This window comes from Parasphingorhabdus sp. (genome assembly GCF_049667325.1).
Taxonomy (GTDB): Bacteria; Pseudomonadota; Alphaproteobacteria; order Sphingomonadales; family Sphingomonadaceae; genus Parasphingorhabdus.
On the sequence record NZ_JBATHY010000285.1, the window covers coordinates 1 to 11,865 of the forward strand.

The window sequence follows — 11,865 nt, forward strand, 5'->3', positions numbered from 1 at the left end:
TCTCTATTTGAGCGGCAGAAAATCAACAGTGCTCTTTTGGTTTTCGACTTGGATCATTTCAAACAAGTCAATGACAATTTTGGCCACGCCGCAGGAGACGAAGTTTTGCGTGCAATCGCAAAAGAGGTCAAAAAGATCATGAGGCCATCTGATGTTTTTGCTCGGATAGGAGGAGTGGACTTTGCCATATTAATGACCGGAACAAAACGAAATGAACCAGTTGCTGCTGCTGATCGTTTTCGCAAAATAATCGCGGCCTCTAAATTCAATGGGGTTCCAGATTTACAAGTTACTGCGAGCTTTGGGATTTCAAATATCTCGCAAGATATCGGACAATATTCGGATTGGCTAAAAAAGGCCGATAGGGGCTTATATATTGCCAAAGATAGCGGCCGGAACCTCATTGTCGATACAAATGGCCCTTGCGGTTCGCGCGGGCTTTAAGGCTGTCCGTGCACGGAAACTGCTGGTCAGATCGTTTGAATGCTGAATTCAGCCACGGCGTCCTCCACAAGCTGCCATTCCGCTTCCCACCCATTAGCGGTCGTTCGAACTGATTAGATGGAAAATAGAAGCGGCTGCTCAGAATACGCCCCAAAAGCGACCGTTCATATTATCCGGCTCAAGTGGACGCTATAGCTACAATACCGGATATTGCGAATTCTCACAATCTGTGCCGATATTCGGTTTATTCGGAATCGCCTCAATCGCTATCTTGACCAGTCTTGATAAGCTCTTGGCAGCTTGACAAAATTGCCATTTGAACCAAAGCTTTGGCGATGAATGATTATGTTGTTCCACTTACCGTGTCGGTATTGGTGATTGCTCTGTGCCTGTATTTGCATTCTAGGGCCTTGCGAATGGGTGCCAGTCGGATCTCCGAAATTGAGAACAGTATTCGCTATCCGATGCTGGTTGTGATGATTATAATATTCATGACTCATCTGATCGAAATCATGCTCTTCGCCATTGCCTTTTGGGGAATGGCTCTGGCCGGCACAGGCAATTTAGTCGGAGCACATACGTCAACGGCAGCCGACTATTTCTATTTTTCCATTGCCTCTTACACCACTCTCGGCATTGGTGACATCACACCGGAAGGTTCCATGCGACTTGTTGCGGGAATTGAAGCGTTGACCGGTCTGCTTCTGATCGCCTGGAGCGCTTCATTCACTTATCTGACAATGGAACGATTATGGACCCCTCGGAAGAACTAGCACATAAAGGACGGGTCAGGAGCACGCCTGCAGTGGATGATGTCGCCGCCCCATCCATGTCCAAGATACGAGCGAGCATCGGGGTGACTGGACACCGCGCCCAACATCCGCTTTATTCGGTCAATGCCGAACAGATAGAGGCCGTCTTGGCGGCTCTGTTTGAATTGATCGACCAGGCCACCAAGGATGCGCCCTTGTTACTTGGGTCAGATACTTTGGCACCGACCCGGTTGCACACGTTGTTGGTCGACGGGACGGATCAGGCTGCAGCGAAAATGGCGCTCGCAAAAAACTGGGAACTGGTCAGCCCATTGCCATTTGGCGCAAGACTCAATCTTGCAATAAATGCCAAGCCCGAAAATGCAGCAGATGCCCGAGCCATTCTAAAAGGCGAACTGGCGCGGGACAGCGCAACCTTGCGACGAGCAGAAGCAATAGATCTGGTCGCCCGCCAAGCTCGTCTGTTTGAACTGGCGGATCAGGATGAGAAGATAGAAACCATCTATCTCGCTAAGCTTGGTGCGCCAGGCGACTTTGCGAAAGCCCAGGCTTTTGCGTTGGAAAGCGCTCAACGCGCGTTATTGGCGGGGCGCATATTGATTGAACAATCGGACCTGCTCATTGCTGTTTGGGATGGGAAAAGCTCCGCCGATATCGGAGGCGCTGGTCATACTCTGGCTACTGCACTCGATCTTGGAGCACCGGTTATCTGGATCAATCCAGAGGATCCCGAAAACTGGCGAATTCTTCACGCCCCGGAATCCCTTGCACTCCCGCCAAGCGAAGCAGCCCAGAATAGCCGCGAGTTTGAGGTCTCATCGATAATAAAAGAGGTGATTTGTCCGGAAGAAGCGAGACAGACAGATCAAAGCACCGCTCATCGTGGTCTTGCAGCACTAACAAGGGAGAAGTGGCATAATCGCAGTTCCCGTCTTGTCCATGCTTATCGGCGCATTGAAGCCTTGTTTGGCGGAGGGGAGGCGCGTTTCCGATCTCTTGTCCAGACCTATGAAAAGCCGGACAACATTGCCACGGGTAACGGCGCTGCGTTTCTCGAGGCGGTAGATAACCTCCCTGGAGCAGATCCGGAAATTGCAGATAAAATTCACAACAATGCTCTGAAAAACTTTGCTTGGGCTGATGGCATATCGGCAAGGCTGTCAGATCACTATCGCGCCGGAATGGTCGTCAACTTTTTGCTTTCGGCCCTCGCGATTGTCGGCGGCATCCTTTATTTGCCGCTCGTTTCGCCGGAACAGAAATGGGGCTTTGCTCTGTTTGAATTTGTCCTGCTGCTCGGGATTGTAATTATCACTTGGCGCGGTCAGAAATACCGCTGGCATGGCCGCTGGTTTGAAACACGCCGCGTCGCAGAATATTTCCGACACAGTCCGTTGTTGCTTGTGCTTGGTGTTGCCCGCCCGCCGGGTCGCTGGCCACGCGGGACGGAAACCTCTTGGCCGGAATGGTATGTACGCCATGCGCTGCGTGATATCGGCTTGCCACGAGTGAAGGTGACAACTGCCTATTTACGTGCAACCCTGACGACGCTTCTGGAGAGTCACGTCACGCCGCAGCACGATTATCATTCCGAAAAAGCCAAACGATTAAAGGCAGTTCATCAAAATCTTGACGGCTTTTCTGAATTTCTCTTCAAACTCGCCATAGTTTCCGTCGCAATATACTTGCTACTATACAGCGGGTCGGTGGTGGGTGTGTTGGACGGCAATGTGGTGAGCAAACTTTCCAAGTCATTCACCGTGTTGGGTGTTTTGTTCCCGACATTTGGGGCAGCTATTGCCGGTATTCGTTTCTTTGGTGATTTTGAAAGATTTGCCGCAATCTCTGAAATTACCGCAGAAAAACTTGATGCCATTCAAGGTCGTATCCGATTACTATCTTCCGCACCCGATTCAGCTCTCGATTACGGCCGTGTAACGGAGCTGGTTCACGCGACTGACGATGTTGTTGTCGCGGAAATTGAAAATTGGCAGGCCGTGTTTGGAGGCAAACATATCACCGTGCCTGTCTAGACCTTTTTGTGCACATTACCTTGATGGGGCTGAAAGCTGCATCCTCAGCACCCCCCGCGCAATAGTAGTGCTCGGCGCAAACGGCATCGGTTTGAAACCGGTTGCAAATATTGTAGAATTTCAGCGCTTCCAAATATGATGCCAGAAAAGGTGGCTGCCTGAATGCACAATTCTGATCGACTTGCTGTCTTATCACAATGGAACTAGGCTGCCGGAGGCAAGCCAGCCATACAACAAGATTTAAACAAGAGGCTGAAATCAAGCCTTTAGCGATCTCGCAAGATGGTTGGGACCACCAAAAACGCCTTTCAATGGATGCAGCTACAATGCTAAACCTTGTCCAACCTGCATTGAGCGAGAATAATTTAGGTTCCATGAGAAACTGTACCAATCAAGTTTATGCATGCTTGGCCAGCGCACTGCTTCTGGTTGGATGCAACAGTGGACAGCCTTCGAGCGAAAACCAACAGGATCAGGCGAAAACCAGGAGCCTCGCCGAAAGATGCGAGGCTCGCCGGCTGGAAGCTGACGGGGGCAGGATCGTCGGCGGAGAACCAGCCAAAGCGGGGTCGGCCCCTTGGCAAGTCGAGATATTTTCGCCGCCGAGATATGATGAAAAGGATGCCAGATATGACAAGACCCTGACAGACGGCGACGAATGCAAGGTCTATCTTGACCAGCGACAGGATTTTGAGCTGCGGCACCAGTGCGGGGGCTCCTACATCGGCGATGACTGGGTGATCACGGCGGCACATTGCGTTGTCGATATCAAGGGATTTGGTGACCCGGAAGACACGCTGATGGATGCATCTGGCCGGGAAATTGACAATCCGCGCAACGCGATCAAATACCGGAACGTCCGGATCGGCACCCAGAACCTGACCGCCGGTGGCGAAATATATGACATCGATTCGGTAGTAATCCACGGCGATTATCGCAATGCGGAAAAACTGCACGATATCGCGCTGATCAGGCTGAAGAAAAATCCGGCGACAGACACATTGGTCAAGCGGGGCAGGCTCGCACCGGTCCCGCTGATGAAAAGTAACGACCGCAAGTTCGATGAAGGCGAAAATCTGCGGGTCACCGGATGGGGCTGGATGGGACACAGGGGAGCAACCGACAGGGTGACCCGGCAGGACAGCGGAGCCACGGTGCAACGCAATCCCGCCGTGCTGCAACAATTATCTCTCCGCTATCAGCCGGATGCGGTCTGCACGAGGGAATATGGCAGTCTTTATGGCCCCGGCTCGCTATGCGCGGGATCCCTGGACGCTGCAAAGTTCGAAGGCAGCTGCCAGGGCGACAGCGGTGGGCCGCTGACCCGGCAGGATGGCGATGGACGCACGTTGGTCGGGCTCGTCTCCTTCGCGAAGGGATGTGGTGCAGGCAAACCGGTCGTCTACACCCGCGTGTCTCATTATGACGATTGGATCGTGGCCGCGAAGCAACAGGTAGTCCCGGGCAAGGTTGTTACATTCTCGCTATCCGACGGGCGCTAGCGGGCTGTGATATCACCATCGACGACGATGGCCGAAGCAACCGAAGCTGACCAGTTTCCTACACTCGTCACACCCGCGTCGCGTGTGCCGCGGCTCGCCGCACAAAGCAGCCTTTCGAGAGGGGAAATGCAGGCACCGATATCACGAACACCATTTCCGGCCTGGGCAAAGGCGTCTGCGCGAATCGGGGTGTCGGTTGCGATTGTCAGAAAGCGGTATGTACCCGGAAGATCGAACGAAAATGGCCCGCGGCGATAAGGCTGGCCGGGCGCAACTTTCTGATCGAATTCGTCCGGTTTGGGCAAAATGAGATCAATGGCGTTGCGCGGGTCGATTGCCAACAGATAGATGTGCCGTGGTTTGTCGCTGCGGTTGACCAGCGTAGCCGTGACGCGGCCGTTTTCGCCGAGCTGTCGGACACCGCCCTTTTCCAGCGCGGGACAAGCGGTCGGTCGGTAGCCATCGGGAGCGATGCAAAAGGTGATGTCGTCCATGCCCTCACGAATGGAAGTACGCAATGCAAGCAACTGTTGTACACGCGCCAGCTTGCGCAATTCCACTTCCAGCCTTGGCTGGAATGCCGGATCACCGGCATTCCCCAGTCCATCCGCCAGAAGCGTCCCGTCGCTTGCCCGCAGGACAAGACCGCCGCCGTCGATTTCGGCAATATGCGCCACGCCATCCGGTGCGACTTTGACGAAACCGGTTTCCGCAAGCATCCTATTCACTGCATTGCGGGCTTTACCTTCGGGTAAATCATTCGTGATGGATATGAAATCCGCCGGGAAAAAATGAGCGGTCTCTTCGGCGACCAGCCGCTCCGGTAGTGCGGTTTCAGACTTGTCGACGACGGCGATCTGTGCGCTAGTCTCAGCGACGCTGGTCACCGTTCCGGTGGCGAGCGGGCTCTTGTCCGAAACTGCATCCTTCTGGTTGGCATGAAAAGCGAAAGCGGATCCGACTGTAATGCCGGAAATGCTGCCGCTGTTCAGGGTGATCGTATCGCCATCAAACTCCGCGTCGAACAGCTTTGCCGCGCGCGCCTTTGCACCCAGCGAGGCAGTAAGTCTTCCCTCGGCGGAGGGGTTTTGCGCGACATTGCCTTTTTGTGCCACGCTCAGCTGTACCTCGCGGATGATGTCACCAAAGGTCGCCTCGGCCATGCCAGGCAGGCCTAGCGTGTCAATCAGGGCACTGGTGAAAACACCGGCGCGGGAACCGACTGCCCCGCTGTTGGTCTCCTGTGCCTCTTCACCATCCTGCGCAGCAGCCAGATGGACCCAATAGCCTGCATCGATTCCGACGTCGGACGATGATAATGAAGCGCGCGGCATATTTTCCGGCATGCTGCCAGCCAAGGCAGCTACGCTGCGTGCCTGCCCACTGGCACCATCGCGGGTTGCGGTGGCGGAATTGCAGGAATCGAATATCGAAACGAAATTGATACCTGCGGCATTTGCCCGGTCCTTGCGCTGTTTCAGCTCGATATCAAATATATCACCCGGTGAACCGTCGGGATTGCGCGCATCATGCGGCAGGATCGTTCCATTATAGCCGGAGTCCTGATCGAAGGCCTCGTCATCCCGGTATCGCGAGCCGTGTCCGGCAAAATAGAAAAGCAATGTATCGCCCGGTTGCAACGCATCGATTTGTGCATCAAGCGCCGCAAGTATTTGCTCGCGGGTCGCGCAGACATTTGTCAGGGTTCTGGAGATGGTATTGGAAGAATCGCACGCTCCGTTGCCATGTCTATCGAGATCGAGACCATATATCTCGCCCAGCGCCTGCTTGAAACGCGCCACATCTCCGGTAGCACCTTTGAGGTCGGAGAAAACAGAGTTCGGGTCCTTCTCGCGCGAAAAGCGATAGTCATCAATGCCAACGAACAGGCTGTTGACGTTGTGCAATTCGCGCGCAGGGTGCGGCATCGTATCAGACCGGCAAGAGCCCAATGCCAATCCTGCGAATATCAGACCGACGAGGACAAGGGCACGGGTCATCCGCCGCGGTTCCGCAAGACGATATTATCGGAATCAATCGTAAAATCGAAGAGAGACGGCTTTTGCACCTTTCGCTTCGGGGCGTTTGCTGGAGCTTCGTGGAAGACGATCGCGCGTGTGCCAGGCGCGCTGGTCCCGCTGAACCGGCCAACGCTGACCTCTTCGCTTAGCGCCGGCAGTCGCCGAACCGCATAGTTCAGCCATTCGGTCATGTGGATTTGCCCGTCGCGATCCTGGTCAGCCTTGCCTCCGCTCGGCAACAGCCCTTCGCCAGCGAGTGCATAGGTCAGCAATCCCTGGCGCAGCCGCGCGTCCTCCAGCGCGACATCGTCAGCCTGCGTCGCTGACAGAATGCGAACGCCCTTATCAAAGGCGAGTTGACCTAGTCCTACGTCACCCAACGGACCAGGTATGAAGCTGCCATTTTCCACGCTAGCAGCGGAGTGACAGGCATCAATGATGAAGGTCATCGCGCCTGCATCGACTGGCAACAGCCAGGCAGCCAGTTCATTCGAGGAGATAAGGCTCTTTCGCTCCGGCGTTCCTGCGCTCGATGACCATTCCGCTTCGGAAGGAATAAGAAAAAAATCACCACTTTTGTCCGCCCATCCATGGCCCGCATAGGTCAGGATGACGAGATCGTCGGGTGTCGCCTTTTCAAGCATTGAAGCATTGATACCCCGCTTTTGCAAGGCGCGCAGGTTGGCAACGCGATTCTCGCCTGCAAGTACAGCCATCAGCGACCGGAGAATGTTCTTCGACACAAAATCCGGCTGACCGGTCGTTCCGCTGGCTTGCCTGCTGCCGGTGCTGAAGATCGAAAGATGCCGTGTGTCATAGCCGTGGATATCAGCCAGGCGCTCTCCCATCAATCGCGCATCGGCACCGGCATAGCTGAGGTTCAACCGTTGCTGCCGGTAATGATCGATACCGATATTCACCACATAGGCGCGTGGTGCCTGTGACCGCACATCCGGTCGTTGGTAGCGATACTCCGCCGTCTCGCCCTTGATCCGGTCCTCGTTGAACGCATAAGCGGTGATAATCGGCGTGCGGTCGCGCGGGCCGGTACCGCTGGGTAGCATGACCTCCGCCTTCAGGACATGGGTGCCGTCGGCCTCGATACGCTTCACTTTGCGCCACGCGGTGATGTCCAGCCGCTGCTGCTGGGCGTCTTTTGCAGAGCGAAGGACAAGTTGATGGTTGCGCAAGATGCGCGGGTCATAAATCCCTGAATGGGTCTTGCCGTTTGTGGCTTCCGGGTTGACACCCTCCTTGATTGCGACGGTTACAGTAGCCCTTGTCGGATCGGAACCTGGCTCGACGCTGCGGATCGTCACCTCGGGCAGCGTGCGGTTCAGATTGGTAATCGACTTGACGGGTTCAAAAGCATCTTTGCAAATTTTCTCGATCGAACAGGCCAGCCATCGATAGCCTATACCGGGTGTATAATAGTCCCGGCTGAATGCATCGGGGTTGAGAGACTGAAAGGGCGCATCCGAGACAAGCCAGCGAAACTGAGCCTTGTAGGGGTGGATATTGCTGTCATAACGGCCGTCCGGCGTGACGGCCATGAAACCCTGATTGTAGAAAAAATAGGCGGTCAGCAGTTCAGACCAGTCCCGCGTGTCCCAAATTCTTATCCCGCCCTGCTGCGAGAAAGCCCAGAAAAGAGGCTTTCCGGGCACGAATCCGCCAGCGGTAATATTCCCGTAGTCCAGCGCTGGAAGTGTTTTTCCGCTCTCGATGTCATATAGTCCGATTACGTCGTCCATTGCACCCGCGATGGCAAGGATGTTTCCATTGCTTGCCAAGACAGTCGTATCCAGCGATTCAAATCGCAGTTCCGACCATTTTCCGTCGACCATATTCCAGGTGAAAATCTGCCGGTTCGCCGATATCCGCAAATGCGAGCTGTCGGGATCGAATGACATTTCATCAATATAGTCGATACCAGGTGCGGGTTTTACACGGAGTTCCCCGCCGGTTTGCGCGTCCAGGATATAATGCGTGACAGGTCCGTCCTCGTCGTGGGTAGAAACTGCGATATATTTGCCGTCGGGCGAGAGAGCCAACCGCTCTATGAACACATATTCCTTGAGTTTAAGATCTCCAAAAGACAACCACTGCTGTGCAGTCGGATCGTATCTTTGCAGGCCGACATCCTGACCGTAGCCCGGCCAGCAACTATCGATGCCGGCACCGAGAAATCCTCCATCCGGCAGCGCGGTCATGTAACAGCGCTCTGGCAATTGCTGTACCATCTGGCCGCTCTCGGCGTCGATTTTCACGGCAACCGGATTGGGAACGGCTTCTGCTTCCGCATTGCCATCGGTATAGCGCTCGCGGCTGGACGAGGTTTGTGTCGCCAGAAACTGCTCGGTCGAGAGCCATTGTATGCCGACGTAGTTTCCGGCCAGTCTGACTTGAGGTGAAAATTTTGCGGTTTGCGTATCGTAGACTTCGATGATCGTTTTAAACGGACCGTTGTCGGCCTCCTGGATCAGCTTGTCATCGGCGGTGGCGAACCATCGCCCATCGGGGGAAAGGTCGGCGCTACTGAATTTCACCATCGGCGGATGAACCAGCAGCCGGACAGTGCCCTCGGAGACACTGGTCATGGCCATGCCACCTTCTGCAGGGCTGCCGTCGGGCAGATCAATGACCGATTTCGGATATCGCTTCAACGCCCATTTTCCGCTGTGTGATTTTGGCAGGGGAAGAAGTATTTGCTCGGCTCTTTCCGCACCGAACTCTTCATCGTCTTCATAAATTGCGCCGAGCGCCATGACGGCATCTTCGATCTGGGGTCCGGTCCAAATAATTTCGGTGCCTTCGGGCACAGGCACCGATACTATTTTCTTTGTCGTCAGATCGAGTCGGTAACGGTGGGCAGTGGGCGCGCTGAACTGGTTGTCGGCAAAATAGGAGGTCTCTGCGCCGAACGTGACGGTTTGTCCATCGGGCGAGACCTCCATGGATCTCAACCGCCGGACAACACCGGTCTCGTTGTCGTCGGCGGGCAGAATCAGGCGGTCGATGATATTGCCGGTGGCGACCTCCCAGATGGCGACCGAGCGGGTCTGGCCGACCGCCGTCACTATATATTTGTCATCCGGCGTCCATGCGGCGATCTCGACGCCGTTGGTTGGCAGAGTCTGGAGGACGATCTTGGGGTAGAGCGCATCGCGTTTCGGCGGCTCGTTCACGTCCGGCGAACAGGCCGTAGTCAGAAACACCAGCGCCGCCAGAATCAGGGTCGCGCCAAGATGGCAGGGAATCGAAATCCATTTTACGTTGGCAATAACCATATGTTCACCTTAAACTATTTTCTGCAATTTGAAAAACTTGCTAGACGGGAAGTGTATCGCTGCTTCGCATAATGGAGGTTTGGCAAGGGTGACCGACGACAATGCCGAGGGAAATGCGTCAACGAACGGTTCGGCGAATGCCCATACCGTCTTTCTGAGCTATTCCCGTGTCGATAAGAAAAAGGCTGTTTCCATAGTGAACGCTCTGGAACAGGCGGGTTTTTCCGTCTGGTGGGATGGCCTTCTGGAAGGCGGCGAACGATTTTTGAACAGCACCGAAGAGGCGCTTGCAAACGCTAAGGCGGTAGTGGTGCTTTGGTCGAAGACGTCGATCGGGTCGCATTGGGTTCACGACGAGGCAACGCGGGGGCGGGACAGCGGAAGACTGGTGCCGCTCTCGATCGATGGCAGCGACCCGCCGCTGGGGTTCGGACAGTTTCAATGCCTGGACGTTTCGCGGTCGTCCAAAAAGCCTGCCAGCCCCGGGATGCAAAATATGCTGCGTGCGGTCGCAGCGCTGCACGATAACAGGGAACTTTCCGAACCTCAGAAGGCGTCCGGAGCAGCTCTGTTGACGCGCCGAAACGCCTTGCTCGGCGGCGCAGCTGTTATCGCTGCCGGTAGTGGATATGCGATTTGGAAAAACGGCGTTTTTTCAAGTGACTCGACTTCCAGCAGCATTGCCGTTTTGCCCTTTGCCAATCTCAGCGGCGATCCGGATCAGAATTATTTCTCAGACGGATTGACTTCAGAGATACGTCTGGAACTATCGCGTAACGCGCTGCTGCAGGTTGTCGGGCAGACATCGTCAAACCAGTTTCGTGATCACGACAGTGACGCCCAGAGCATAGCGGACGAACTCGGCGTTTCGTTTCTGCTTGAAGGAAACGTCCAAAAGGCAGGCGATACAGTCAAAATAGCAACCGACCTCCTTGATGGTGGCACGGGGATCAGCAAATGGTCGCAGACCTTCGAGCGCCCATTAACAGATGTCTTCGCGTTGCAATCGGAAATTGCCATTGCGGTGGCCACGGCTCTTTCTGCGGCAATAGACTCCGGGTCAAGAAATCAAAACCAGGTACAGGCAGGCGGAACGGAGAGCGTGGCAGCCTTCGACTCCTACCTGCGCGGCAGGGACTTGTTCGAACTGCATATTGATGATGAATCCTATCGCAAGGCGCTTGCAAAATTTGACGAAGCGATAGCCATAGATCCGAAATATGCAGCCGCTCGCGCTTTTCGGTCGCGTACGTTGGCTGTTCTGGGCAATCAGACTACTCAAACCGAGCAGCGCAAATCATTATATAATGAAGCAGTGCAGGAAGCGCAGCTTGCCGTTGAGATCGCTGCAAAATTCGCACCCGGCTTTTCCGCTCTAGGCCATGCCCTGTTTTACGGTCGGCTGGATGTCAAAGGCGCGAGGGAACCCTATGACAAAGCCTATTCACTGGCGAAGAGCGATGTAGATGTTTTTAGTCGCTATGCGATATATTGCGCGCGCATCGGACGTTTCGCGGAGGCAGATGCGGCTATTCAACGCGCATTAGCACTCGATCCGCTTAACCCTTCCATATTCAAGTCCGCCGGGAATATTAAGTATGCGGAGAAGCGGTATGACGAGGCCATTGAACTTGGACGAAAGGCCCTGAAACTCAATCCCGAACGAAGTACGGTTCACGGCGATATCGGTAACGCCTATCTGATGCTTGGCGAATTGGAAAAGGCGCGTGCGGAATTTGAGGTAGAACCCAATAGTCTCATCGGTTTGCCGGGCCGCGCGGTCCTGGTGGGAAAACGGGGAA

Annotated in this window: 7 protein-coding genes; 5 read left to right on the forward strand and 2 right to left on the reverse strand. The window is 54.8% G+C overall.

Annotated features, from left to right (window positions below; all coding sequences use genetic code 11):
• The 4 genes from WBM93_RS12715 to WBM93_RS12730 form a co-directional block, all read left to right on the forward strand.
• Positions 1-444, forward strand: a 444-nt coding sequence (locus WBM93_RS12715; RefSeq protein WP_424432236.1) for a GGDEF domain-containing protein, incomplete at its 5' end; no start/stop codon positions are given.
• 335 nt (positions 445-779) lie between these two features.
• Positions 780-1,217: an ion channel gene (locus tag WBM93_RS12720; protein ID WP_424432237.1), complete on the forward strand. Its 438-nt coding sequence runs from the start codon at positions 780-782 to the stop codon at positions 1,215-1,217.
• A 32-nt stretch (positions 1,218-1,249) separates the two neighbouring features.
• Positions 1,250-3,250 (forward strand): hypothetical protein, encoded by a 2,001-nt coding sequence (locus tag WBM93_RS12725; protein ID WP_424432238.1) that lies wholly within the window; start codon positions 1,250-1,252, stop codon positions 3,248-3,250.
• A gap of 407 nt (positions 3,251-3,657) precedes the next feature.
• Complete coding sequence (locus WBM93_RS12730) at positions 3,658-4,752, forward strand: S1 family peptidase (RefSeq protein ID WP_424432239.1); 1,095 nt, start codon at positions 3,658-3,660, stop codon at positions 4,750-4,752.
• On the opposite strand, the gene WBM93_RS12735 is transcribed toward WBM93_RS12730, so the two are convergent.
• A complete protein-coding gene (locus WBM93_RS12735) occupies positions 4,749-6,752 on the reverse strand; it encodes a caspase family protein (protein WP_424432240.1) in 2,004 nt (667 codons plus the stop codon). The genes WBM93_RS12730 and WBM93_RS12735 overlap by 4 nt on opposite strands.
• Positions 6,749-10,063, reverse strand: a complete 3,315-nt coding sequence (locus WBM93_RS12740; RefSeq protein WP_424432241.1) for a caspase family protein — start codon at positions 10,061-10,063, stop codon at positions 6,749-6,751. Before WBM93_RS12740 ends, WBM93_RS12735 begins: the two co-directional genes overlap by 4 nt.
• An 88-nt stretch (positions 10,064-10,151) precedes the next feature.
• Here WBM93_RS12740 and WBM93_RS12745 point away from each other — a divergent pair.
• Positions 10,152-11,865, forward strand: a 1,714-nt coding sequence (locus WBM93_RS12745; protein ID WP_424432242.1) for a TIR domain-containing protein, incomplete at its 3' end; no start/stop codon positions are given.